This is a genomic window from Geodermatophilus sp. SYSU D00079 (assembly GCF_054050635.1).
The window spans coordinates 359,639-383,071 of sequence record NZ_JBJGZS010000001.1; the positions used below are offsets into that span (position 1 = coordinate 359,639).

General features: G+C 76.6%; 27 protein-coding genes and 1 riboswitch. Of the genes, 14 read left to right on the plus strand and 13 right to left on the minus strand.

Annotated elements, in window-relative coordinates; all coding sequences use genetic code 11:
* The first annotated feature begins 35 nt into the window (after positions 1 to 35).
* The 3 genes from ACI79E_RS01815 (at position 36) to ACI79E_RS01825 (ending at position 4,126) form a co-directional block, all read left to right on the plus strand.
* Entirely contained in the window at positions 36 to 1,541 is a 1,506-nt protein-coding gene (locus ACI79E_RS01815) for a precorrin-2 C(20)-methyltransferase (RefSeq protein WP_456930834.1), read from the plus strand.
* A 129-nt stretch (positions 1,542 to 1,670) separates the two neighbouring features.
* On the plus strand, positions 1,671 to 2,840 hold the full coding sequence (gene mftD / locus ACI79E_RS01820; RefSeq protein ID WP_456930835.1) for a pre-mycofactocin synthase MftD: 1,170 nt from the start codon (positions 1,671 to 1,673) through the stop codon (positions 2,838 to 2,840).
* A gap of 59 nt (positions 2,841 to 2,899) precedes the next feature.
* The gene (locus ACI79E_RS01825; RefSeq protein ID WP_456930836.1) at positions 2,900 to 4,126 is read left to right on the plus strand and encodes an MFS transporter; all 1,227 of its coding nucleotides are present in this window, start codon (positions 2,900 to 2,902) and stop codon (positions 4,124 to 4,126) included.
* Between the two features lie 85 nt (positions 4,127 to 4,211).
* On the opposite strand, the gene ACI79E_RS01830 is transcribed toward ACI79E_RS01825, so the two are convergent.
* Positions 4,212 to 4,703 carry an FBP domain-containing protein gene (locus tag ACI79E_RS01830; protein WP_456930837.1) on the minus strand — a complete coding sequence of 164 codons (492 nt, stop codon included), beginning with the start codon at positions 4,701 to 4,703 and terminating at the stop codon, positions 4,212 to 4,214.
* A gap of 62 nt (positions 4,704 to 4,765) precedes the next feature.
* Positions 4,766 to 5,416 carry an HAD hydrolase-like protein gene (locus ACI79E_RS01835; RefSeq protein ID WP_456930838.1) on the minus strand — a complete coding sequence of 217 codons (651 nt, stop codon included), beginning with the start codon at positions 5,414 to 5,416 and terminating at the stop codon, positions 4,766 to 4,768.
* Between the two features lie 93 nt (positions 5,417 to 5,509).
* Between ACI79E_RS01835 and ACI79E_RS01840 the strand changes: the two genes are divergently transcribed.
* Positions 5,510 to 5,902: a hypothetical protein gene (locus ACI79E_RS01840; RefSeq protein WP_456930839.1), complete on the plus strand. Its 393-nt coding sequence runs from the start codon at positions 5,510 to 5,512 to the stop codon at positions 5,900 to 5,902.
* A gap of 1 nt (position 5,903) precedes the next feature.
* Here ACI79E_RS01840 and ACI79E_RS01845 read toward each other — a convergent pair whose 3' ends face one another.
* On the minus strand, positions 5,904 to 6,629 hold the full coding sequence (locus tag ACI79E_RS01845; RefSeq protein ID WP_456930840.1) for a cobalt-precorrin-6A reductase: 726 nt from the start codon (positions 6,627 to 6,629) through the stop codon (positions 5,904 to 5,906).
* Between the two features lie 26 nt (positions 6,630 to 6,655).
* On the opposite strand from ACI79E_RS01845, the gene ACI79E_RS01850 reads away from it, so the two are divergent.
* The gene (locus tag ACI79E_RS01850) at positions 6,656 to 7,747 is read left to right on the plus strand and encodes a cobalt-precorrin-5B (C(1))-methyltransferase (RefSeq protein ID WP_456930841.1); all 1,092 of its coding nucleotides are present in this window, start codon (positions 6,656 to 6,658) and stop codon (positions 7,745 to 7,747) included.
* A gap of 71 nt (positions 7,748 to 7,818) precedes the next feature.
* On the opposite strand, the gene cobM is transcribed toward ACI79E_RS01850, so the two are convergent.
* From cobM to def, 3 genes are read right to left on the minus strand one after another with little or no spacing between them, the layout of a single operon-like run.
* The gene (gene cobM / locus ACI79E_RS01855; RefSeq protein WP_456930842.1) at positions 7,819 to 8,559 is read right to left on the minus strand and encodes a precorrin-4 C(11)-methyltransferase; all 741 of its coding nucleotides are present in this window, start codon (positions 8,557 to 8,559) and stop codon (positions 7,819 to 7,821) included.
* Entirely contained in the window at positions 8,556 to 9,776 is a 1,221-nt protein-coding gene (gene cbiE, locus ACI79E_RS01860) for a precorrin-6y C5,15-methyltransferase (decarboxylating) subunit CbiE (RefSeq protein ID WP_456930843.1), read from the minus strand. Before cbiE ends, cobM begins: the two co-directional genes overlap by 4 nt.
* Positions 9,773 to 10,330 carry a peptide deformylase gene (def, locus tag ACI79E_RS01865; protein ID WP_456930844.1) on the minus strand — a complete coding sequence of 186 codons (558 nt, stop codon included), beginning with the start codon at positions 10,328 to 10,330 and terminating at the stop codon, positions 9,773 to 9,775. The genes cbiE and def overlap by 4 nt, the downstream gene beginning before the upstream one ends.
* A 52-nt stretch (positions 10,331 to 10,382) precedes the next feature.
* On the opposite strand from def, the gene ACI79E_RS01870 reads away from it, so the two are divergent.
* The 5 genes from ACI79E_RS01870 to ACI79E_RS01890 all read left to right on the plus strand — a co-directional run bounded on the left by ACI79E_RS01870 (position 10,383) and on the right by ACI79E_RS01890 (position 16,269).
* Positions 10,383 to 11,345: a cobalamin biosynthesis protein gene (locus ACI79E_RS01870; RefSeq protein ID WP_456930845.1), complete on the plus strand. Its 963-nt coding sequence runs from the start codon at positions 10,383 to 10,385 to the stop codon at positions 11,343 to 11,345.
* Between the two features lie 249 nt (positions 11,346 to 11,594).
* Positions 11,595 to 13,046: a MocR-like transcription factor YczR gene (gene yczR / locus ACI79E_RS01875; protein ID WP_456930846.1), complete on the plus strand. Its 1,452-nt coding sequence runs from the start codon at positions 11,595 to 11,597 to the stop codon at positions 13,044 to 13,046.
* Positions 13,047 to 13,255: 209 nt separating this feature from the next.
* Complete coding sequence (locus ACI79E_RS01880) at positions 13,256 to 14,011, plus strand: ANTAR domain-containing protein (protein ID WP_456930847.1); 756 nt, start codon at positions 13,256 to 13,258, stop codon at positions 14,009 to 14,011.
* 99 nt (positions 14,012 to 14,110) lie between these two features.
* Entirely contained in the window at positions 14,111 to 14,776 is a 666-nt protein-coding gene (locus ACI79E_RS01885; RefSeq protein ID WP_456930848.1) for a lysophospholipid acyltransferase family protein, read from the plus strand.
* On the plus strand, positions 14,773 to 16,269 hold the full coding sequence (locus ACI79E_RS01890; protein ID WP_456930849.1) for a cobyric acid synthase: 1,497 nt from the start codon (positions 14,773 to 14,775) through the stop codon (positions 16,267 to 16,269). Before ACI79E_RS01885 ends, ACI79E_RS01890 begins: the two co-directional genes overlap by 4 nt.
* Here the strand turns inward: ACI79E_RS01890 and ACI79E_RS01895 are convergent.
* A complete protein-coding gene (locus ACI79E_RS01895; RefSeq protein WP_456930850.1) occupies positions 16,266 to 16,655 on the minus strand; it encodes an acyl-CoA thioesterase in 390 nt (129 codons plus the stop codon). The genes ACI79E_RS01890 and ACI79E_RS01895 overlap by 4 nt on opposite strands.
* A gap of 34 nt (positions 16,656 to 16,689) precedes the next feature.
* Here ACI79E_RS01895 and ACI79E_RS01900 point away from each other — a divergent pair, with 34 nt between their 5' ends.
* Both ACI79E_RS01900 and ACI79E_RS01905 read left to right on the plus strand, forming a co-directional pair.
* Positions 16,690 to 17,280, plus strand: coding sequence for an MSMEG_1061 family FMN-dependent PPOX-type flavoprotein (locus ACI79E_RS01900; protein WP_456930851.1), 591 nt, complete (start codon positions 16,690 to 16,692; stop codon positions 17,278 to 17,280).
* A 31-nt stretch (positions 17,281 to 17,311) separates the two neighbouring features.
* Entirely contained in the window at positions 17,312 to 17,737 is a 426-nt protein-coding gene (locus ACI79E_RS01905; protein ID WP_456930852.1) for a VOC family protein, read from the plus strand.
* 34 nt (positions 17,738 to 17,771) lie between these two features.
* Here the strand turns inward: ACI79E_RS01905 and ACI79E_RS01910 are convergent, their stop codons facing one another.
* Entirely contained in the window at positions 17,772 to 17,966 is a 195-nt protein-coding gene (locus ACI79E_RS01910; RefSeq protein ID WP_456930853.1) for a hypothetical protein, read from the minus strand.
* A 188-nt stretch (positions 17,967 to 18,154) separates the two neighbouring features.
* Between ACI79E_RS01910 and ACI79E_RS01915 the strand changes: the two genes are divergently transcribed.
* The gene (locus tag ACI79E_RS01915) at positions 18,155 to 18,775 is read left to right on the plus strand and encodes a type II toxin-antitoxin system PemK/MazF family toxin (RefSeq protein ID WP_456930854.1); all 621 of its coding nucleotides are present in this window, start codon (positions 18,155 to 18,157) and stop codon (positions 18,773 to 18,775) included.
* Positions 18,776 to 18,986: 211 nt separating this feature from the next.
* Positions 18,987 to 19,718 (plus strand): class I SAM-dependent methyltransferase, encoded by a 732-nt coding sequence (locus tag ACI79E_RS01920; RefSeq protein WP_456930855.1) that lies wholly within the window; start codon positions 18,987 to 18,989, stop codon positions 19,716 to 19,718.
* Positions 19,719 to 19,821: 103 nt separating this feature from the next.
* On the opposite strand, the gene ACI79E_RS01925 is transcribed toward ACI79E_RS01920, so the two are convergent.
* From ACI79E_RS01925 to ACI79E_RS01945, 5 genes are all read right to left on the minus strand, one after another.
* Positions 19,822 to 20,073 (minus strand): hypothetical protein, encoded by a 252-nt coding sequence (locus ACI79E_RS01925; RefSeq protein ID WP_456930856.1) that lies wholly within the window; start codon positions 20,071 to 20,073, stop codon positions 19,822 to 19,824.
* Between the two features lie 64 nt (positions 20,074 to 20,137).
* Positions 20,138 to 21,184, minus strand: a complete 1,047-nt coding sequence (locus tag ACI79E_RS01930; RefSeq protein WP_456930857.1) for an LLM class flavin-dependent oxidoreductase — start codon at positions 21,182 to 21,184, stop codon at positions 20,138 to 20,140.
* Positions 21,185 to 21,214: 30 nt separating this feature from the next.
* Positions 21,215 to 22,300, minus strand: coding sequence for an AbrB family transcriptional regulator (locus tag ACI79E_RS01935; RefSeq protein ID WP_456930858.1), 1,086 nt, complete (start codon positions 22,298 to 22,300; stop codon positions 21,215 to 21,217).
* A gap of 107 nt (positions 22,301 to 22,407) precedes the next feature.
* On the minus strand, positions 22,408 to 22,701 hold the full coding sequence (locus ACI79E_RS01940) for a transcriptional regulator (RefSeq protein WP_456930859.1): 294 nt from the start codon (positions 22,699 to 22,701) through the stop codon (positions 22,408 to 22,410).
* Positions 22,698 to 23,144 carry a hypothetical protein gene (locus tag ACI79E_RS01945; protein WP_456930860.1) on the minus strand — a complete coding sequence of 149 codons (447 nt, stop codon included), beginning with the start codon at positions 23,142 to 23,144 and terminating at the stop codon, positions 22,698 to 22,700. Before ACI79E_RS01945 ends, ACI79E_RS01940 begins: the two co-directional genes overlap by 4 nt.
* A gap of 105 nt (positions 23,145 to 23,249) precedes the next feature.
* Positions 23,250 to 23,376: riboswitch (cobalamin riboswitch) on the plus strand.
* The last annotated feature ends 57 nt before the right edge of the window (positions 23,377 to 23,433 follow it).

A 23,433-nucleotide genomic window follows, 5' to 3' on the forward strand; every position in this document is an offset into this window, starting at 1 on the left:
GCAGCGAGGGACGAGCGAGGAGCGGGGCGCACGGAGTGAGCGGGACGCTGTACGGGGTGGGGCTGGGGCCCGGTGACCCGGAGCTGGTCACGGTCAAGGCCGCCCGGCTGATCGGCGCCGCCGACGTCGTCGCCTTCCACGCCGCGCAGCACGGCCGCTCGGTGGCCCGCGCCCTCGCCGCTCCCTACCTGCGGGAGGGCCAGGTCGAGGAGCTGCTGGTCTACCCGGTGACCACCGAGGCCACCGACCACCCCGGGGGCTACCAGGGCGCGATCGACGAGTTCTACGAGGCGGCGGCGGCGCGGCTCGCGGCGCACCTCGACGCCGGTCGCGACGTCGTCGTCCTGGCCGAGGGGGACCCGTTCTTCTACGGCTCCTACATGCACATGCACAAGCGGCTGGCGCACCGCTACCCGACCGAGGTGGTGCCCGGCGTGACCAGCGTGAGCGGGGCCGCCGCGGCGGTCGGCCGGCCGCTGGTGGAGCGCGACGAGGTGCTCACCGTGCTGCCCGGCACGTTGCCGGCCGACGAGCTCGCCGAGTGGCTGGCCACCACCGACTCGGCCGCGGTGCTCAAGCTGGGGCGCACCTTCCCGCAGGTGCGGGAGGCGTTCGACCGGGCCGGCGTGCTCGACCGCGCCCTGTACGTGGAGCGGGCCAGCACGGCGCGGGAACGCACCCTGCCGCTGGCCGACGTCGACCCTGCGACGGTCCCCTACTTCTCCCTGGCGCTGCTGCCCAGCCCGCTGACCGGCCCGCTGCCCGGGGCCGAGCAGCACGACGAGAGCGCGCCGCGCACCGGTGAGGTCGTGGTCGTCGGTCTCGGCCCGGGCCGGCGGTCGTGGACCACGCCGGAGGCCGCCGAGGCGCTGGCCGCCGCCGACGACCTGGTGGGGTACGGGCCCTACCTGGACCGGGTGCCGGTCAACCCCCGGCAGACGCGGTACCCCAGCGACAACCGCGTGGAGGCCGAGCGGGCCGCGCACGCCCTCACCCTCGCCCAGCGGGGACGGCGGGTCGCGGTGGTCTCCAGCGGCGACCCGGGGGTGTTCGCGATGGCCGCCGCCGTCCTGGAGGTGGCCGGCCGCCCCGAGTTCGCGGGCGTGCCGGTGCGGGTGCTCCCCGGCCTGACCGCCGCCCAGGCCGTGGCCGCGCGGGTCGGCGCGCCGCTGGGGGCCGACTTCTGCGTGCTCAGCCTCTCCGACGTCCGCAAGCCGTGGGACGTCGTCGTCGACCGGCTGCGCCACGCCGCGGCCGCCGACCTGGTCATCGCGCTCTACAACCCCCGGTCCAAGGCCCGCCCGCACCAGCTGGGCGAGGCCCGCGCGGTGCTGCTGGAGACCCGCGCGCCGGGGACCGTCGTCGTGGTGGGCCGCGACGTGGGCGGGCCGGAGGAGCGCGTCACCGTCACCACCCTCGGCGAGCTCGACCCGGAGACGGTGGACATGCGCTGCCTGGTGCTGGTCGGTTCCTCGCAGACCCGGGTCGGCCCCGGGGGCGTCGTCTACAGCCCGCGCACCCACCCGGCGGCGCAGGGCTGATCCTTCCGCGGGCGAGAAGGACCGCGTGACACTCAGTGCCACCGACTGGCAGCATGTCGCCGGACGTGGCGCGCGTCACCGGTTCCCCGGGCGCGCCGGCCGCTGGCTGACCGGAGCGCAGGAGGACCCATGGCGAGCACCAAGGACTGGTTCGAGACCGTCGAGGAGGCGCAGCACCGCGCGAGGAAGCGGCTGCCGCGGTCGGTGTACATGGCGCTGGTCGCCGGCACCGAGAAGGGGCTGACGGCGGGCGACAACGTCGCCGCCTTCGACGAGATCGCCTGGCGGCCGCACGTCGCCGGCCTGTCGGCCAAGCGGGAGCTGGCCACGACGGTCATGGGCCAGGAGGTGTCCATGCCCGTCCTCATCTCGCCCACCGGCGTGCAGGCGGTGCACCCCGACGGGGAGGTCGCCGTCGCCCGGGCCGCCCGGGCGGAGGACGTCGCGATGGGCCTGTCCTCCTTCGCCAGCAAGCCGGTCGAGGAGGTCGGCGCCGCCACCGACAAGCTGTTCTTCCAGATGTACTGGGTCGGCTCCCGGGAGACGATCCTCGCCCGGGCCGAGCGCGCCCGCGCCGCCGGCGCCAAGGGCCTGATCATGACCCTGGACTGGTCCTTCGCCTCCCGCCGCGACTGGGGCAGCCCGCCGATCCCCGAGAAGATCGACGTCAAGAACGCCCTGAAGTTCGCCCCCGAGGTGCTGCGCAAGCCGCGCTGGCTGGCCACGTACCTGCGCACCGGCTCGATCCCCGAGCTCAGCGTCCCGAACCTCGCCCTCGACGGGCAGGAGCCGCCGAACTTCTTCGGCGCCTACGGGGAGTGGATGGGCACCGCACTGCCCACCTGGGAGGACGTCGCCTGGCTGCGGGAGCAGTGGGGCGGGCCGTTCATGCTCAAGGGGATCACCCGGGTCGACGACGCCCGCCGCGCGGTCGACGCCGGCGTCAGCGCCATCTCCGTGTCCACCCACGGCGGCAACAACCTCGACGGCACCCCGGGCGCCATCCGGTCGCTGCCGGCCATCGCCGAGGCGGTCGGTGAGCAGGTCGAGGTGCTCATGGACGGCGGCGTGCGCCGCGGGGGCGACGTCGTCCGGGCGATGGCCCTGGGCGCCAAGGCCGTGATGATCGGGCGCGCCTACCTGTGGGGCATGGCCGCCAACGGTGAGCGCGGCGTGCAGAACGTGCTGTCGATCATCCGGCAGGGCATCGACGAGGCGCTGCTGGGGCTGGGGAAGTCGTCGGTGCACGACCTCACCCGCGACGACGTCGTCCTGCCGCCGGGGTTCACCCGCAGCTGAGACGCACGAACCACCGGGCGCCGGGAATGCGGGTCCGGCGGGAGGGCTTGCGCAGTTGCGTGCCCTCCCGCCGCCTGCCCCGGCCAGCCGCCTTCTGGACCGCCGCGACCCTGCTGGTGCTGGTGCTCGCGGCCTCGGGGGTGCCCTCGCCGCTGTACCGCGTCTACCAGGAGCGCTTCGGGTTCTCCGCCGGCGTGCTGACGACGGTCTTCGGCATCTACGCGATCGCGCTGCTGGCCGCCCTGCTGGTCGTGGGGCGGCTGTCGGACCACGTCGGCCGCCGTCCGGTGATCGCCGTCGGGCTGCTGCTGCAGATGCTGGCCAGCGTGCTGTTCCTCGCGGCGGACGGCGTGGGCTGGCTGCTGGCCGCCCGGGTGGTGCAGGGCCTGTCGGTCGGCGCGCTCACCGGCACGCTCGGCGCGATGCTGCTGGACCTCCAGCGCGGTGACCGGCCCCTGGCGGCCATGTTCAACGCCGCGTCGCCGACGATCGGCCTGTCCCTCGGCGCGGTCAGCGCCGGGGTGCTCGTCGAGTACGCCCCCCACCCGACCCGGTGGGTCTTCGCCCCGCTCGCCGTCGCCTTCCTCGTCGCCACCGCGGTGGTCGCCCTGCTGCCGGAGACCTCGCCGCGGACGCCGGGCGCGCTGGCCTCCCTGCGCCCGCAGGTGCGGGTGCCCCGCGTGCACCGCCCGGCCTTCCTCGTGGCCCTCCCCTGCCTGGTGGCCATGTGGGCGCTCGGCGGGCTCTACCTCTCCCTCGGGCCCTCGCTCGCGGTCGGCGTCTTCGGCGTCGAGGACCACCTGGTCGGCAGCCTGCTCATCCTCGCCATGCAGGGCACCGGCGCGATCGGCTCGATGACCATGTGGCAGGTCCGCCCGCACCGGTCGATGCTGATCGGCGCCCTGCTGTTCGTCCTCGGCGTGAGCACCGCCATCACCGCGCTGGGCACCGGCTCCCTGCTGCTGTTCTTCGTCGCCTCGGTGCTGTCGGGCTTCGGCTTCGGCTCGGCGTTCCTCGGCGCGATGGGCACCATCACCGCCGGCGTCGCGCCCGGCGACCGCGCGGGGCTGCTCTCCAGCGTCTACGTCGTGGGCTACCTCGCGTTCAGCGTGCCGGCGATCGTCGCCGGCCTGGCCGCCGGGGAGGTGGGGCTGCGGCCCACCGCCGAGGTGTACGGCGCGGTGCTCGTCGTCCTGGCGCTGACCGCGGTGGCCGGCCTGCTGCGCCGGCGCCGGGCCGAGCGCCGGCTCTCCGCCGTGGAGCGGTGCGAGCCGGTCACCGCCTGACGGAGGACCCCGCACTCCCCACCCCTCGCAGGGCCGGGGCGGGCCCCTGGACGGGGCCGGACCGGAGGACTGGTCGGCCTCCTGGTCAGCGGCGGACGGCGGCGACGAACCCGAGCACGCGCTCGCGCAGCTCCTCCGCCCGCTCGGCGACCACCTCGGCCGGGTCGCGGTCCTGCAGCCACGGCGGGATGTCGGTCCGGACCCGCTGCGAGCAGGCGAGGTCCGCGCAGATGTAGGTGCCGACGGTGTTGCCGTTGCGCCCGGCCTCGCCCACCCGCCGAGCGGTGAACAGCGAGACCGCGTCCCCCGGCTGGGCCGTCTGGCACAGCAGGCACATGGCCGCCGTCCGGCTGGACATGCGGGTGTCGGCGGCGCGGACGGCGATACCGAGCGGCCGCTCGTCGACCTCGAGCACCAGGTACCCCCGCAGCGGCGCCTTGGGGTCCCGCCAGCCCAGCACCTCCAGCTGCGCCCAGTCGAGCTCCGCGAAGCCCGGCGGCAGGGTCAGCCCGTCGGCCTCCCCGCGGGAGCAGTTGGCGAACGAGCGCCGCACCTGTCGTTCGGTCAGCGCCTGCACCGTTCCTGCTCCCCACCTCGTCGGACTGCCGGCGGACATCCTGCGTGACGACCGCCGGCCGGTCAGCCCATTTTCCGGTCCAGCGCCGTCCGGACCCCCGCCGGGGTGGCCACCACGACCGCGGCGCCGGCGCGCTCCAGCTCGCCGTCCTCGGCCGGGCCCCAGCCGGCGCCGATGCACGGCAGCCCGTGTGCCGCGGCGCCCAGCACGTCGTGCGCGCGGTCGCCGACCAGCACCGGGTCGCGGCCGCCCGGGTGGGCGGCCAGCGCGGCGGCGACCACCTGGTCCTTGTGCCGGACGGCGCCGTCGAGGGTGGCCCCGTGCACGCTCGCGAACGCCGGCAGCAGGCCGGTGTGCTCGAGCACCCGGCGGGCGAACGGCTCGGGCTTGCTGGTCGCCACGGCGAGGGTGGCACCGGCTGCGCGCAGGTCGGCCAGCAGCTCGGGGACGCCGGGGTACACGGTGACGTCCAGCAGCGCCCCCGCCGTGTAGTGCGCCCGGTAGGCGGCCACCGCCCTCGGGACGTCGGCCGGCGGGACGCCGAGGACCAGGGCGAAGCCGTCCTGCAGCGGCGGGCCCACCATGGCCCGCAGCTGGGCCGGCGTCGGCGCGGGCAGGCCGAGCGCCGCGGCCGCGGCCCGCACCGAGGCGGAGATGCCGGGCGAGGAGTCGACCAGCGTGCCGTCGAGGTCGAACAGGACCAGCCGATTCACAGGTAACCCCCAGCTCCGGGGACTGGTGCCACCCGGGTGGTGCTGCGATCTTCAAACACCCGTCCCGCCCGCGACCGCCCCCCGGAGGTCCCGATGACCCGGACCCGTGAGCATGCCGCCCCCACGGCCACGTCGACCCTCCGGCCGGTCCAGGCCGCGGCCGTGCTGTCGGTGCTGGTGCTGCTCTGGCAGTTCTTCTCCGCCGGCCGGATGATGGCCGGCACCGACGCCCTCGACGGGCACGGGGCCGGCGCGATCGCCCTGCACGTCAGCACCGGGCTGTTGCTGGCCGCGACCGCGCTGCACGGGCGCCGGACGACCCAGTGGTGGCCGGCCGTGCTCACCGGGGTCACCTTCCTGCTCACCTTCCTGCAGGCCTGGCTGGGCAGCCACGGCCAGATCGCGGCGCACGTCCCGGTGGCCCTGGTGGTCTCCATCGGCATCGTCTGGGTGACCGCCTGGGCGTTCTGGCCGGCCGACGTCTGAGTCACCGGTCCCGCAGCCAGGCCAGCGCCTCGGCGACCGTCGCCACCACGGGCACGCCGGGTGGCACCGGCGGCCGGCGGACGACGACCACCGGAAGCCCCAGCCGCCGCGCCGCGTCGAGCTTGGCCGCGGTCATAGCCCCGCCGCTGTCCTTGGTGACGACCACCTCGACGTGGTGCTCCCGCATGAGCGCGAGCTCCTCGTCGAGGGGGAACGGGCCGCGGGCCAGCACCACGGTCACCCGGTACGGCAGCGGGGGCGACGGCGGCTCGACCGCCCGCACCAGGCAGCGGCCGGTGAGCCCGGCGAAGGCCGCCAGCCCCTGACGGCCGGTGGTGAGGAAGACCGAGGCGTACCCGGCCACCGCCGCCGCGGCCTCGTCGAGCGAGTCCACCCAGCGCCAGTCGTCGCCGGGCCGCGGCGTCCACCCCGGGCGCTGCAGGCGCAGCAGCGGCGTGCCGGTGCGGGCGGCGGCCGCGGCGGCGTGCGCGGTCATCGTCGCGGCGAAGGGGTGGGTGGCGTCGACGAGCGCGGCGACGCCGTCCAGTGCCGCGGCCAGCCCGTCCACGCCCCCGAAGCCGCCGATGCGCACCTGCCCCGGTGGCAGCCGCGGCTCGGCGACCCGGCCGGCCAGCGAGCTGACCACGTCGACCCCCTCGGCGACGAGGTGCCCGGCCAGCCGCCGGGCCTCCCCGGTCCCGCCCAGCACCAGCACCCGGCCGGTCACGACGGCGTCCCGTGCATGCTGACCGCGTGACGGAGGCGGGGCGCGAGCGCGGCACGGGGCTGCGCTTCGGCTGGACGACCGGTGCCTGCGCGACCGCCGCGACCACCGCCGCCTACACCGCGCTGCTCACTGGCGAGTTCCCCGACCCGGTCACCATCGACCTGCCCAACGACCGGCACCCGGCCTTCGCCCTGGCCCGCGAGCACCTGATCCACGGCGCCGCCACCGCCGGCGTCGTCAAGGACGCCGGCGACGACCCCGACGTCACCCACGGCGCACTGGTGTCGGTGCGGGTCACCCACGGCGAGCCGGGCACCGGCGTGCTCTTCCGGGCGGGGAAGGGTGTCGGCACGGTGACCAAGCCCGGCCTGCCGCTGCCGGTCGGGGAGCCGGCGATCAACCCGATGCCGCGGCAGTTCATCCGCGAGCACGTGGCCGCGGTCGCCGCCCGGCACGGCGGCACGGGGGACGTCGTCGTCGAGGTGTCCGTCGAGCACGGCGAGGAGCTCGCGCGCAGGACGTGGAACCCGCGGCTGGGCATCCTCGGCGGGCTGTCCATCCTCGGCACCACCGGCGTCGTCGTCCCGTACTCCTGCTCGTCGTGGATCGACTCGATCCGCCGCGGCATCGACGTCGCCCGCGCGGCAGGACACACCCACGTGGCCGGGTGCACCGGCTCGACCAGCGAGCGGGTGGTCACCGAGCTGTACGGGCTGCCCGAGGACGCGCTGCTGGACATGGGCGACTTCGCCGGCGCCGTCCTGAAGTACCTGCGCCGCCACCCGGTGCCGCGGCTGACCGTCGCCGGCGGCATCGGCAAGCTGGCCAAGCTCGCCGACGGCCACCTCGACCTGCACTCGGGCCGCTCCCAGGTCTCGACGGAGTCGCTGGCCGCCCGCGTGCGCGACGCCGGCGGGCCGGCCGGGCTGGTCGACGGCGTGCGGACGGCGAACACCGCCCTCGACGCGCTGCAGCAGTGCCAGGCCGCCGGGCTCCCCCTGGGCGACCTGGTGGCGGCCGGCGCGCGGGAGACCGCGCTGGGCGTGCTGCGCGGGGCGCCGGTCGCGGTGGACGTCGTGGTCATCGACCGGGCCGGCACGATCGTGGGCCGCGCCTGAGCGAGGGCCCCGCTGCCCCCCACCACTCGCGCGCTCGGGGCGGGCCCCTGCAACCAGGCCGAGCTCTCGCATCAGCGGGGCCGGGTCGTCGAGTAGAGGTGGCTGTCGGGGAACTGCTCCGCGCCGAGCACCGGCCCCACCACCACGACCGCCGTCCGTCGCACCCCGGCCGCCTCGACCTGGGCGGCGATGTCGGCGAGCGTGCCGCGCAGCACCAGCTCGTCGTCCCGGCTGGCACGGGCGACGACGGCCACGGGGCCGTCCTGCCCGTAGTGCGCGGCCAGCTGCGGGGCGAGCTCGGCGATCCGCTGGACGGCGAGGTGCAGGACCAGGGTCGCGCCGGTGGCCGCGTACGCGGCGAGCTCCTCCCCCGGCGGCATCGGGGTCGAGCGCGCCGACGTGCGGGTGAGCACCACGGTCTGCCCCACCCCGGGCACGGTGAGCTCCCGCTTGAGCGCCGCGGCGGCCGCCGCGAACGCCGGCACCCCCGGCACCACCTCGTACGGCACGCCCGCGGCGTCCAGGCGGCGCATCTGCTCGGCCATGGCGCTGTAGATCGACGGGTCGCCGGAGTGCAGGCGGGCGACGTCGAGGCCGGCCTCGTGCGCAGCGACCAGCTCGGCGGTGATCTGGTCGAGGTCGAGCTCGGCGGTGTCGACCAGCCGTGCACCCGGCGGGGCGGTGTCGAGCAGCTCCCGCGGCACGAGGGCGCCGGCGTAGAGGCAGACCGGGGCCGCGGCGATGAGCCGCGCGGCCCGCAGGGTCACCAGGTCGGCCGCACCGGGGCCGGCCCCGATGAAGTGGACGGTCACCGCGTTGCGCTCCAGATCGTCACCGGCATCGCCGGCCGCCAGCCGGTGAAGGTCCCGACCGGCTCGGCGGCGGCCACCGACAGCCGGGTCAGCGCCCCGCCGACCCGCGCGCGCCACTGTGCCAGCAGCGCCTCGCTCTCCACCGTCACCGCGTTGACCACCAGGCGACCGCCGGGGCCGAGGGCGTCCCAGCAGGCGTCCAGCACGCCGGGCACCGTGGCCCCGCCCCCGACGAAGACGGCGTCCGGCCGCGGCAGGCCGGCCAGCGCCTCGGGCGCGCGGCCCCGGACGACCTGGAGCCCCGGGACGCCGAGCCGGGCGGCGTTGACCGTGACCCGCTCCGCGCGCTCCGGGTGCGCCTCCACCGCGACCGCCCGGCAGGACGGGTGCACCCGCATCCACTCGATCCCGATGGACCCGGCGCCGGCACCCACGTCCCACAGCAGCCCGCCGGGGAGCGGGGCCAGCCGCGCCAGCGTCACCGCGCGGACGTCGCGCTTGGTCAGCTGCCCGTCGTGCGCGTAGGCGTCGTCGGGCAGCCCCGGCACGGTCGGCAGCGGAACGGTGCCGGGGTCGGCGACGACCTCGACGGCGGTGAGCACCAGCGGGTCGGTCTCGGCGTGCGGCCAGCCCGCGGCGTCGCCCACGAACCGGCGCTCGTCCGGCGCGCCGAGCCGGGCCAGGGCCACGACCCGGCTCGCGCCGTAGCCCCGGTCGGTGAGGAGGGCGGCGACCTCGGCCGGCGTGCGGGTGCCCGAGCCGAGCACCAGCAGCCGGCGACCGGGGGTGACGTGCGGGACCAGGAGGTCGACCGGGCGCCCCACGACGGGGACCACCTGGGTCTCCTCGACCGCCCAGCCCAGCCGGGAGCAGGCCAGGGTCACCGAGGACGGGGCCGGCAGCACGGTCACCGCGTCCGCCCCGTGCAGCCGGACCAGCGAGGTGCCGACCCCGGAGAGCATGGGGTCCCCGCTGGCCAGCACGACCACCCGGCGTCCGGGATGGGCCTCCGGCAACGCGGCCAGGGCCGGGGCCAGGGGCGAGGGCCACGGGACCCGCACGGCGCGCACCGCGTCAGGGACCAGCGCCAGCTGCCGGGCACTGCCCCGCAGCACGTCGGCGTCCTCGACCGCCCGCCGCGAGCGGGGCGGCAGGCCGTCCCACCCGTCGGCGCCGACGCCGACGACGGTGACGTGCAACCCCTCGGGCGTCGTCACGCCGGCAGCTCACCGCCGGGGCCCGCGGCCTCCGCGAGCAGCCGTTCCCGCTGCTCCTCGGGCAGCAGGTCGACGTAGACGGTCCCGTCCAGGTGGTCCACCTCGTGCTGGAGGCAGCGGGCGGCCATGCCCGTGGCCTCGATCGACACCGGCCGGCCCGCCGCGTCGACGCCGTCCACCCGGGCACGGAAGGCGCGCGGCAGCTCGGCGTAGGGGCCGGGCACCGACAGGCACCCCTCCTCGGTGACCTCCTCGGCCGGCTCGCCCTCGCGCGGCTCGAGGACCGTCAGCTGCGGGTTCACCACGTAGCCGACGACGTCCTCCCCGGCGGCGTCGGGGCAGTCGATGACGAAGACCCGCGCGTCGACGCCGATCTGGTTGGCGGCCAGCCCCACGCCGTCAGCGGCCTCCATCGAGGCGAACATGTCCAGGACGAGGTGGCGCAGCCCCTTGCCGTACTCGGTCACCGGCGCGCACGGGCGGTGCAGCACCGGGTCGCTGCCGTAGGTGACGATCGGACGGGCAGTGCCGGGATAACGGCCGGGCAGGCGCATGGACGCCCATCCTAGGGACGGCGCCGGCCCGCCCGGTTGGCACGATGTGCCGGTGCTGCCACCCCGCGACCTGCCCACCGCTGCGGGGCTGGTCCTGGGCGCCGCGGCCGACCTCCTGCTGGCCGACCCGCGCCGGTGGCACCCCGTCGCCGGCTTCGGACGGGTCGCGGGCGCCCTGGAGGGCAGGGTGTGGCGGGACTCGCGGCCGGCCGGTGCCGGGTACGCCGCGGCGCTGACCGGCGGGGCCGCCGTCCTCGGGGTCGCCCTGGACCGGGCCACCCGCACCCGCCCGGTCACCCGCGGGCTGGTCACCGCCGTCGTCACCTGGACCGTGCTGGGGGGCACCTCGCTGGGCCGCGCCGCCACCGCGATGGCCACGACCCTGGACGACGGGGACCTCCCCGCGGCCCGCCGGCTGCTGCCCACGCTGGCCGGGCGCGACCCGGCGGGGCTGGACGGCGGCGAGCTGGCCCGGGCCACCGTCGAGTCGGTCGCGGAGAACACCTCCGACGCCGCCGTCGCCCCGCTGGTGTGGGGCGCGGCGGCCGGCCTGCCCGGGCTGCTCGCGTACCGGGCGGTCAACACCCTCGACGCGATGGTCGGCCACCGCTCGCCGCGGTACCGGCACTTCGGCTGGGCCGCCGCCCGCGCCGACGACGTCGCCAACTGGCTGCCGGCCCGCCTGACCGCCGCGCTCACCGTCGCGGCGGCCCCCGTGGCCGGGGGCTCGGCCCGCGGCGCCTGGGCGGCGTGGCGCCGCGACGGCGCCGCCCACCCGAGCCCCAACGCCGGCCGGTGCGAGGCGGCGCTGGCCGGGGCGCTGGGGCTGCGGCTGGGCGGCCGGAACGTCTACGGCAGCCGGGTGGAGGAGCGGCCGGTGCTCGGCAGCGGCCGGGCGCCGGCCCCGGGCGACGTCGGCCGCGCGGTGCGCCTGTCGCGCACGGTCTGGATCGCGGCCGCGGCCCTCGCCGCCAGCGGCCGGCTGGGCCGCGGGCCGCGGGCGCGCCGCGGCTGAGGCGGGTGCCGCGGCAACAGGCCGCGCGGCTCGGACAGCACCGGGAACCCGCCCGGGTCCACGCGGGCGTGGCTGGCCGGCGGGTCGGCCGGACCGCGGCCCCCGCGGACGGCGACGACGAGGGTGGTCACCGACAGCGCGGTGATCCCCAGCAGGACGAGCAGGACGACGGCAGCACCTGAGGTCATGCCGAGAGAGTGGCACTGATGGGACTGGTGGGAAGCGGTCCACTACGGCATGGTGGCCTGCATGCCACCGCGCTCGGACCAGTCCACTTCGGCGCACGAGCTGGCCACCCTGGTGGGCTCGGTGGAGGCCGCGCCCGGTCCGCGGTACGCCGCGCTGGCCCGCCGCATCCGCGAGCTGGTGACCACGGGGGCCCTGCCCAGCGGCAGCCGGCTGCCCGCGGAGCGGGAGCTGGCCGCCGCGCTGGGTGCCAGCCGGGTCACCGTGGCCTCGGCCTACCGGCAGCTGCGCGCCGAGGGGTTCGCGGTCACCCGGCACGGCTCGGGCACCGTGACCGAGCTGCCCGCCGCGAGCAGCGCGTGGCGGGCGCCGAGCACCGATCCCGAGCTGCTCGACCTCGCCCACGCCGCGCCCGAGGCGGTCCCGCAGCTGCAGGGGGCCTACGCCCGGGCGCTGGCGGCCCTCCCGGCGTTCGCGGGTGGGCACGGGTACGCGCCCAGCGGCCTGCCGGAGCTCCGGTCGGCCATCGCCGACCGGTTCACCGCCCGCGGCCTGCCCACCGACCCCGACCAGGTCGTCGTGACCGCCGGCACCGGCGACGCCACCGCGATCGTGTTCGAGACGCTGCTCCAGACCGGTGACCGCGTGCTCGTCGAGCACCCGACCTACCCCGGCGCCCTCGGGATGGTGGCCGCCGCCGGCGGCCGCTGCGTCCCCGCCCCGGTCGACGCCGCCGACCCCGACGGCCTGGTCGCCGCGGCGGCACTGGTCGCCCGGCAGAGCAGCCCGCGGATGGCGTTCGTCATGCCGGACTTCTCCAACCCCTCCGGTGCCCGGCTGTCCGCCGCCGGGCGGCGCCGGCTGGCCGCGACGCTGTGGCAGCACGGCGTCCTGACCGTCGTCGACGAGGTGACCGCCGAGCTGCACCTGGACGACGGCCCGCTGCCGCCGTTCGCCGCGGGCCTGCCGGACGCCGCGACGGTCACCGTCGGCGGGCTGTCCAAGGCCGTCTGGGGTGGACTGCGGATCGGCTGGGTCCGCACCGACGCCGCGCTGGCCGCCCAGCTCGGCGCCGCGCTCGGCCGGCGGCAGCTGTCGGTCGGCGTGGTCGACCAGCTCGCCGCCGCCGTCCTCGTGCGGCAGCTGGACGACGTCCTCGACCAGCGCCGGGCCGCGCTGCGCGAGCGACGCGACGTGCTGCTCGCCGAGCTGGCCCGGGTGCTGCCCGACTGGACGGCGCACCGGCCCTCCGGCGGGCTGTCCGTGTGGTGCCGCCTGCCACCCGGCCTCAGCTCCGCGGCGCTCACCGCGGCCGCCGCACCGCTGGGCCTGGCCCTCGCCGAGGGCCGGGCGTTCGGCACCGGGCACGCGTTCGACGACCACCTCCGGCTGCCGTTCACCCTGCCCCCGGACCGGCTTCGGGCGGCGGTGGACCTGCTCGCCCGGAGCGCCGCCGGCCTGCCCGCCACACCCGCCCGCGGGCGGGTCCCGGCCCGCCCGCTCACCGTCGTCTGACCGCACCGGGGGGCGGCACCGACAGCCCGTGGCGACGCGCTGCGGGACGCCGAACCGCCGTCGCCCGGCGTGCGCCTCCGGCTACGGCGTCGTACCGTCCCTGACACGAGGTCGGGTGACCGCGTGTCACCGACCCACAGCGGTGGTCGAAGCCACGGCCGTCGGCGCACAGCCGGACACCCCCGTCCGGCGACCCTCGTGGAGTCGACATGACAGTGACCCCGTCGCCCATGCTTTCCCCGGCCCGGCCGGCGCCCGCCCCGCCCACGTCGGTGCGGCCCACTCCCGGGCCCTCGGCGTCCCGGGGCGCCCGCAGCGCCCGCAGGCTGGCCGGTCGGTTCCGCTACGAGCGGCGCACCGGCACCTGGACGTGGTCCCCGGAGATGACCACGCTGCTCGACTGCGGCCACGGCGGGGCACACCCGTGCACCGAGCTGCTGGTGCGCTCGATGCACTCCGGTGACCGCCCGAACGCGCTCGCGGCGATCGCGTCGGCCTGCACCGACGGCCTGCCGTTCTCGATGCGGGTGCGGCTGCGCGGCCGCGGCGGCACGGAGCGCCCGGGCGTCCTCATCGGCGAGCCGGTGCTCGACCCGGCCGGGGCCGTGGAGGCCCTGGAGGGGCTGCTCGTGGAGGTCCCGGCCGAGCCGGTGCACCACCCGCACGGAGACGCCGGAGCCGACGGCGACCGCGTGCGCGCGCTGGAGACCGAGGTGGCCCAGCTGCGGACGGCGATGGGCAGCCGGGCGGCGATCGAGCAGGCCAAGGGCATCGTCATGCTGCTCACCGGCTGCGGCGACCAGGTGGCCTTCGACGTGCTGGCGCACATCTCGAGCAACTCCCACCGCAAGGTCCGCGACGTCGCCGTGGCGATCACCGAGTCGGCGGCCGGGCACGCGACGCTGCCGGACGACATCCGCGGTCTGATCCGCGACGTCTGCCCCCCGAGCCCGCGCATGCACTGAGCTGCCAGCCCTGGGGCAGGCCGCTCCGGGGCACACGGGAGAATGCCGCTGCCACCGGCGGCCGCCGGTGGTCCCCCGAGCCGAGAGGGGAAGCGCGGCGTGCTCTACCTCGTCGTCCGGTTCCTGCTGCGCCCGCTCTTCCGCATCGTGCTGCGCACCCACGTGACCGGCCGGGAGAACGTCCCGGCCACCGGCGCGTTCATCCTGGCCAGCAACCACCTGTCGTTCATCGACAGCATGGTCATCCCGCTCTCCGCGCCGCGCCGCGTGGGCTACCTGGCCAAGGCCGAGTACTTCACCGCGCCCGGCTTCGGGGGCTGGCTGTCCAAGACGCTGTTCACCGCACTCGGGGCGCTGCCGGTGCAGCGGCAGACGCACCGGGCCGCGCAGGAGGCGCTCGACACCGCCCTGGGGGTGCTCCGCCAGGGCGGCGGCTTCGGCATCTACCCCGAGGGCACCCGGTCCCGGGACGGCCGGCTGGCCCGCGGCAAGACCGGCGTGGCCTGGCTGGCGCTGACCGCCGACTGCCCCGTCGTCCCGGTCGCGGTGGCCGGCACGGACAAGGTGCAGCCGGTGGGTTCCCGCTGGCCCCGGCCGCACAAGGTGTCGGTCACGTTCGGCAGGCCCCTCACCTTCCCCGAGTACCGGGGGATGGCCGGCAACGGCCGGGCCCGCCGCGCCGTCACCGACCAGATCATGGAGGCGATCGCCGAGCTGTCCGGCCAGGAGAAGGCCGGCTGGGGCACCCCGCGCGAGACGGTGTGACGGGGGCGCTGCTCGTCGCCGGGACGACGTCGGACGCCGGGAAGTCGGTCGTCACCGCCGGCATCTGCCGCTGGCTGGTCCGCCAGGGCGTGTCGGTGGCGCCGTTCAAGGCGCAGAACATGAGCAACAACTCCGTGGTCACGCCCGACGGCGCCGAGATCGGCCGCGCCCAGGTGGTGCAGGCCGCGGCCGCCCGCGTGCCGCCCGAGGCCGCGATGAACCCGGTGCTGCTCAAGCCGGGCGGGGAGGACTCGAGCCAGGTCGTCGTCCTGGGCCGGCCGGTGGCCGAGGTGAGCGCCCTGTCCTACCGGCCGATGAAGGCCGCGCTGCTGGAGCAGGTGCTCGCCTGCCTGGCCGACCTGCGGTCCCGGTTCGACGTCGTCGTGTGCGAGGGGGCCGGCTCCCCCACCGAGATCAACCTGCGCGCCGACGACATCGCCAACATGGGCCTGGCCACCGCCGCGCAGCTGCCGGTGGTCGTCGTGGGCGACATCGACCGCGGCGGGGTCTTCCCCGCCCTCTACGGCACGGTGGCCCTCATGCCGCCGGCCGACCAGCGGCTGGTCGCCGGGTTCCTGGTCAACAAGTTCCGCGGCGACGTCCGGCTGCTGCGCCCGGGGCTGGACGCGCTGACCGGGCTCACCGGGCGGCCCACCCTCGGGGTGCTGCCGTGGCTGCCGGGGCTGGACCTCGACGTGGAGGACTCCCTGGGCCTGGGGACGGCGCGCCCGGTCGCCGGCCCGCCGCACGGGGAGGACGTGCTGCGCGTCGCCGCCGTCCGGCTGCCCCGGCTGTCCAACTCCACCGACCTCGACGCGTTGGCCGCCGAGCCCGGCGTCCTGGTCCGCTACGCCACGACCCCCGGCGAGCTCGCCGACGCCGACCTGGTCGTGCTGCCCGGCACCCGGTCCACCGTCGCCGACCTGCGGTGGCTGCGCGAGACCGGGCTGGCCGACGCCGTGGCGCGGCGGGCCGCCGACGGTCGACCCGTGCTCGGCATCTGCGGCGGGCACCAGATGCTGGCCCGCACCATCACCGACGACGTCGAGTCGCGGGCCGGCACCGTGCCGGGGCTGGGCCTGCTGCCGGCCGACGTCCGGTTCGCGCCCGAGAAGACCCTCGCCCGCCCGGCCGGGACGGCGTTCGGGCAGCCGGTGCACGCCTACGAGATCCACCACGGCGTGGTCACCGTCGACGGCGACGCCGAGCCGTTCCTCGACGGCGCCCGGCACGGCTCGGTGTGGGGCACGACCTGGCACGGGGCGCTGGAGAACGACGGGTTCCGCCGGGCGTTCCTCACGGAGGTGGCGCGGGTGGCGGGCCGCCGGTTCGTCGCCGCCCCGGACACCGACTTCGCCGCCGTCCGGGAGCAGCGCCTGGACGCGCTGGGCGACCTGGTCGCCGAGCACGCCGACACCGACGCGCTGTGGCGGCTGGTCGAGGGCGGCGCCCCGGCCGGCCTGCCGCTGCTGCCGCCCGGCGCCGGGGCCTAGACCGAGGTCAGCCGGGTCCGGACGTCGTCCGGCCACGGCGCGGCGCCGCCGTCGGTCACGCAGACGTACGTGGTGCGGACGACGCAGCACACCCGCTCGCCGACCCGCACGGTGAACCGGGCGGTGGCGCTGGTGCGGCCCACCGACTCCGTCTCGGCGTCCACGGTGACCGTGTCGCCCCACCGGGCCGACGAGGACCACTCCAGCGTGCTGGCCTTGACCAGCGGGTCGATGGCGCGCTCGGTCAGCTCCGCCCACGACAGCCCGGCCGCGGCCCACCAGGCGTTGGAGGCCTCGTCGGCCCAGGTCAGGTAGTGGGCGTTGAAGACGACGCCCTGCTGGTCGCACTCGACGTACCGCACCGGGGCGCTCCACCGTGCCGTCACGGGGCCGAACCGTAGTCCGGCTACGGTCGTCGGCATGGACAGCGTGCTGGACCGCTACCGCGACCCCTCCCAGTTGGTGCAGGACAAGGTGATCGACCACCTCGACCGCCACTGCCGCGCCTTCATCGAGCTGTCGCCGTTCGCGACGCTGTCCACCGCCTCGGCCGACGGCTGGCCGGACGTGTCGCCGCGCGGGGGTGACGCGGGCTTCGTGAAGGTGCTGGACGAGCACCGGCTCGCCCTGCCCGACCGGCCGGGCAACAACCGGGTCGACAGCCTGCACAACGTGGCGGCCAACCCCCGGGCGGCCCTGATGTTCCTCGTGCCCGGCATCGAGGAGACCCTGCGCGTCTACGGCACCGCCGCGATCGCCGCGCCGGAGGAGCTCGAGGTCGACCTCACCGAGTTCGGCCGCGCCCCGCGCTCGGTGCTCGTGGTCTCGGTGACGCGGGCCTACTTCCAGTGCGCGAAGTCGATCATGCGCTCGGGCCTGTGGGACCCGGCGCGCCAGGTGGAGCGCTCGGCCTTCGCGCCGATGCGCGAGGTCTTCGGTGACCACTGCCGGCTCACCACGCCGCTGCCGGACGACGCGGTCATGCGGGAGGGGCTGGCCCTGGAGCTCTGAGTCCGTCGGTGGGGCGTCCTACGGTGCGCCCATGGCGACCGACGTCCAGGTGGTGGTGGACAGCGCCGACCCGCACGGGTTGGCCGACTGGTGGGCCGAGGCGCTCGGCTGGCAGGTGGAGGAGCAGGACCCGGCGTTCATCCGCCGCATGGTGGAGTCCGGGGCGGCGAGCGAGGCCGACACGACGACCCACCGCGGCGCGCTGGTCTGGCGTGCCGGGGCCGCGGTGACCTCCCCCGACCCCGGGCGGCCGCGCGTGCTGTTCCAGCTCGTCCCCGAGGCCAAGACCGTGAAGAACCGCGTGCACCTGGACCTGCACGTGGGCGCCGAGCGGCGGGACGCCGAGGTGACCCGGCTGGTGGGCATGGGTGCCACCGAGCTCTACCGGGAGTCCCAGGGCCCGTTCACGTGGGCGACGCTCACCGACCCGGAGGGCAACGAGTTCTGCGTGGCCTGAGCCGGGCGGCCGTCGCGGGACGGCGCCGTCGGGGTCAGCTGGCGCGGAGGTCCCGGGCCAGCTTGCGGTAGGCGACGGTGCGCTCGACGGTGCGCCTGCGCCCGCGCCGCGACCGCTGGTCGCCGCCCAGGTGGCGGGCGTCCTCCACGAGCTGCAAGGCGGCCAGTACGCTGGCCTTCACCTCGCGCGCCCGTGGCGCGGCAGGTGGCACCGGTTCGGCCGAGGTCATCGCGGCCCCCTCTCGTCGGAGGAGCCCCCTGACCCGCCCCGTGCCCACATGGTGCCCGTCCCTCGGCAGGTCGAACCCTCCTCGTGACCAAATGGTGCCGATGTGTCACACGTGACACACGAGGCGCGCGGACGTCGCGCAGGCAGCCCCCGTCCCGACACCGCACCGCGCTCCGTACGGTGCCGGGCATGACGGGATCCGGGTTCGGCCGACGCCTCTCCGAGAGCCTCCGGGCGGCGCTGCTGCCGGCCATCCGGGCCGCGCTCCGGCCCGCCGCGCGACCGGCTCGGCCGGGGGCCCGCCGTGCCCGCCGGGCGCCGGCCGCGCCGGGCCCCACCGCGCCGGCTCCTGCCGCGCCGGCGCCCGGTGGGCCGGCGCCCCGCGCGACGTCCGCCGGCGTGCGCGACCTCCCGTGCTCGCTGGCCGACGTGCGACTCGGGTACGCCCCGCGCGACGACGCCTCGCCCGACCCCGGCGAGGTGGTGTGGGCCTGGGTGCCCTTCGACGAGGGCGACGGCCGCGGCAAGGACCGGCCGGTGCTGGTCATCGGCCGGCGGGGTGCCGACCTCGTCGGCCTGATGCTCTCCAGCCAGGACCACGACCGGGACGCCGAGGACGAGGCCCGGTTCGGCCGGCGGTGGATCGACGTCGGCTCCGGGGCGTGGGACCCCCAGCGCCGTCCCAGCGAGGCCCGGCTGGACCGGCTGCTGCTCGTGCCGCCGGACGCCGCCCGCCGGATCGGCGCCGCGCTCGACCGGCGCCGGTTCGACGAGACGGTGACCGCGGTCCGCAGCCTGCACCGCGGCTGACACCGATCCCGTGCGGCCTGGCGGCCGCCGGGTGCGGTCGGGTGCCGAGCGGCGCCGAGTGGCGTCGAGTGGCGTCGCGTGCCTGCGGATCGCAGGCGCCGGTCAGCACGCGCCGTGAGCCCCGCCCCCACCGGCGGCCGCACGACCTCGCCGACGCCTGGGGCGGGAACCCGGTCGCCCGCACCGCCGTGGGCGCGGCACGCTGCACCGGGTGGACGCCGCCGAGGTCTTCTGGGCCCTGCACAGCGACCTGCCCCGCGAGGGGGTGGGTTCCGACGCGACCACACGGCACCTGCTCGGCCTCGCCGGTCCGCTGCCCGCGGGACCGAGAGCGCTCGACATCGGCTGCGGTCCTGGGCGGGCGTCGCTGGTGCTCGCCGCGGCCGGCGCCCGGGTCACCTCGGTCGACCTGCACGAGCCCTTCCTGCGGCGGGCACGAGAGGCGGCCGCAGCCGCGGGCCTGACCGGCCGGATCGCCGTCGAACGGGCTTCGATGGAGGCACTCCCCCACCCGGACGGCGCCTTCCACCTGCTGTGGTGCGAGGGAGCGGCCTACCTCATGGGTGTCGACGCGGCGATGAGCGCGTGGCGGCGGCTGCTCGCACCCGGCGGCGTCCTCGTGCTCACCGACGCGGTGTGGACGACGGACACCCCGTCCCCGGAGGCCGCCGCGTTCTGGGCCGCGTACCCGGCGATGCGGGACGTCCCGGCCACCGTCGCCGCGGCACGGGCAGCCGGCTACGACGTCCTCGCCACCCACCTGCTGCCCGACTCCGACTGGGCCGACGAGTACCACGGCCCGCTGGCGGCGGCGATCGACGCCTGGCCGGACCCCGACGAGCAGACGGCGGCGGTCCTGACCGCCGCCCGGGTGGAGATCGACGTGCGGCGCCGGCACCCGAGGGAGTTCGGCTACGCCGGCGTCGTGCTGCGCCGCCGATGACAGCCGGCCGGCCGCGACGTCCAGCCGGCGCGGGACCGTCACCCGGCGACCGTGGCACCGGCGGCAGCGCCGCTCGTCAGCGACGGGGGTGACGGATGGGAGGTCAGTCGGCGACGGACTCGTCGCGGACCGACTGCCGGGGGCGCACCGTGTAGACGCCGGCCGAGCCGTGCAGCGTGGTCAGGTCGTAGCGGTGCACCACCTTGGGGCCGCCGTGGAGGTGCACGTGGGTGATGGTCGGCAGCGGCTCACCGTGCCGCGCCTCACGCACCTCGACCCGACCGTCCAGCGGGCCACCCACGAACAGCAGCACGGCGTCCTCCGTGCTCGTCGTCTCCTCGGACAGCTCCCTCACCTCCCTGACGCCCCGGTCGAGGGTAGGCGTGTCCGGGCCGGGAGGTCGCTCCCTGGACGGGTGATCAGGCCGACGCCGTCACGCGCGAGGCCAGCTCCGCCCGCACGATGGGGGCCACCTCGGTGCCGAGGAGCTCGATCGACCGCAGGACCTCGCGGTGCGGCGCGGCCCCGAGCGAGGACTGCATGAGGAAGCGGTCGTGCCCGAACAGCTCGTGTTGGAAGAGGATCTTCTCCGCCACCTGCTGCGGGCTGCCGACGACGACCGCGCCGTGCAGGCCGGCCAGCGCGTCGAAGTCCGGCCGGGTCATGGGCCCCCAGCCGCGCTCCCGCCCCAGCTGGGTCATGACCTCGGCGTAGGTGTCGTAGAAGCTGTCGGCCGCGGCCTGCGAGGTGTCGGCGACGAAGCCGTGCGAGTTGATCGAGACCGGCAGGGGGCCGTGCCCGTACTGCGCGGCGGCCCGGCGGTGCAGCTGCGCCAGCGGCGCGAACCGGGCGGGCTCGCCGCCGATGATGGCCAGCGCCAGCGGCAGGCCCAGCGCCCCGGCCCGGACCACCGACTGCGGGTTGCCCCCCACGGCCACCCACACCGGCAGCGGGTCCTGCACCGGGCGCGGGAAGACCGGCTGGTCGTGCAGCGCCGCCCGGTGCCGCCCGGACCAGGTCACCCGCGGCGACTCCCGCAGCCGCAGGAGCAGGTCGAGCTTCTCGGCGAAGAGCTCGTCGTAGTCGTCGAGGTCGTGGCCGAACAGGGGGAAGGACTCGATGAACGACCCGCGCCCGGCCATGACCTCGGCGCGGCCGTGCGAGAGCAGGTCGACGGTGGCGTACTGCTGGAACACCCGGACCGGGTCCTCGGAGGAGAGCACGGTGACCGCGCTGGTCAGCCGGATGCGCGAGGTCCGGACGGCCGCCGCGGCCAGCACCGTCGCCGGGGAGCTGACCGCGTAGTCCGGCCGGTGGTGCTCGCCGACGCCGAAGACGTCCAGCCCCACCTGGTCGGCGAGCTCGATCTCCTCCAGCAGGTCCGCCAGCCGCTGCTCGGGACTGGTCGTCGTCCCGGTGTGCGGGTCCCGGAGGACGTCGCCGAACGTGTAGACCCCGAGCTCCACTGCCACTCCCTGCCGTCGTCGGTTGAACGGTCAACCACCGCCCGCGTCCCCCGGATTCCCGGTGCGACGCAGCCACCGGGCGAGCAACGGCGCCGACAGCAGCATCACGAACAGCCGCAGCACCTGGACGGCCAGGACGAAGGTGGCGTCGGCCCCACCGTCGCGGGCGGTCGCCAGCACCGCGTAGAGCCCACCGGGGGTGGTGGCCAGGTAGGCGTCCAGCGCGCTGGCGCCGGTCGTCACCGTGAGCACCGCGCCGAGGCCCGCGCAGGCGGCGATCAGCCCCAGGATGATCGCCAGCGCCAGCGGCAGCGCCCGCCCGATGGTGCGCAGGCTCGCGCGGGTGAAGTTCAGCCCCACCATCAGGCCGATGACCAGGAACGCCGCCAGTTCCAGCGCCGCGGGCACCTGCGCGCCCCCGGCCAGGCCGCTGAGGTCGAGGCCGGCCGCGACCAGCATGGGGCCGAGCAGCGCGGGCACCGGGATCCGCAACAGCCGGGCCAGGGGCAGCCCCACCACCACGCAGGCGACCGAGAACAGCAGCCCGGCGGGCCAGCCCGGGCCACCCTCCTCCGCGAGGGTCCCGCCCGACCCGGGCTCCGCGCCGAACACCGCCGTCGCCGCCACCGGCATGAGGACGACGATGATCAGCACCCGCAGGTACTGCAGCACCGCGACCATCCGGTCGTCCGCCCCCAGCTCGCGGGACATCGCGGTGATGCCCGACGCGCCCCCGGCGATCATCGCGAAGGCCCCGGTCACCGGGCTGATCCCCGGCTGCAGGCGCATGAGCAGGCCGGCCAGCACGGTGAGCGCGAGCGTGGCGACGGTGACCAGCAGGACCGGCAGCCAGTCCCGGCTGATCGCGGCCAGGGTGTCGAGGTCGACCAGCGCCCCGACGGAGACGCCGATCAGGGCCTGCGCGGCGGTCACGCCCGGACGCGGGACGGTGAGCCGGCGGCCGATGGTCAGCCCGCGGACCAGCCCGGCGAGCAACCCGCCGAAGAGGGACGGCGAGGGCAGGTCGAGCGCGTCGAGGACGACGGTGGCCGCGAGTGCACCGGCGACGACGAGGGCCGCGTCCACCAGCCACGCGATCCGCCCGGTCCCGCCCACGCGCGTCACTCTGCCGGTCGGTCCGGCCCCGCCAGGGGGCGGGTTCCGGGATCGGGTCGCCGTGCACGGCCCCGTCCCGAGCGGGCGGGGCACGGGGACGGGCCCCTTCAGAGGCCGGCGATGCGGCGCAGCTCGGCGACGTGCGCGTCGAAGGCGGCGCGGCCGGCCCTGGTGAGCGCGAGGCTGGTCCGCAGCCGGGAGGCGCGGGTGGCCTTGTGCACGGTCACGTAGCCGGCCTCCTCCAGCTGCTTGACGTGCTTGGAGAGCACCGAGTCACTCACCCCGACTTGGTCCCGCACGGTGGCGAAGTCCATGGTGTCGACGGCGGCGAGCAGGCCGCAGACCTGCAGCCGGGGCGGCGGGTGGATGACCGCGTCGAAGCGGGGGGCGACGGTCGTCACCGCTCGCCCCGCAGCTCGGCCGCGTACGCGCGGCTCCACAGCCGGCCGAACACGACGACCGCGACGCCGAGCACGGCCCCGGCCACCACCATCGCCCAGTGCTGGTCGTACCCCTCGGCCAGCACGAAGGCGGGGACCAGGACGACCAGGACGACCGCGCCCCACTGCACCAGGGCCCGGGGCGTCACGTTCACCCAGATCCCGGTGATCCGCCGGTAGGCCGAGACCAGCGCACCCAGCCCGGCGCCGAAGAGGACCAGCGCCGGGAACGTCACCCACAGCGAGTCGAAGGCGTAGGACGCGAGGAACGCGAACAGCAGCAGCCCCAGCGTGACGTCGTACCACCACGGCGGGACCACCCGGTCGGCGAGCGCCGCGCGGTCCGCCTGGAGGGCGGCCAGCTGGGCGACGGCGGTGTCCCGGTCGATGTCGTTGCTTTCCATGTCGGAAAGTGTGGCCCGCCACTTTCCGATCCGTCAAGAGACACGGGACTGTCGGCGCGCCGACGGGTCGTGGTCTGATGACGCCGCCACACGCGACGGCAGTGGAGGAAGCCCGGTGAGATTCCGGCGCGGTCCCGCCACTGTGACCGGGGAGCCCGCCCCCACGTTCGGCCACTGTCCCCCCGGGGACGGGAAGGTCGGGGGCGGACGACGATCCGGCAGCCAGGAGACTCCCGCCGTCGTCCCTGCCACCTCCGGGCGTGGACACCCGGGGAGAGGACGCGTGCCA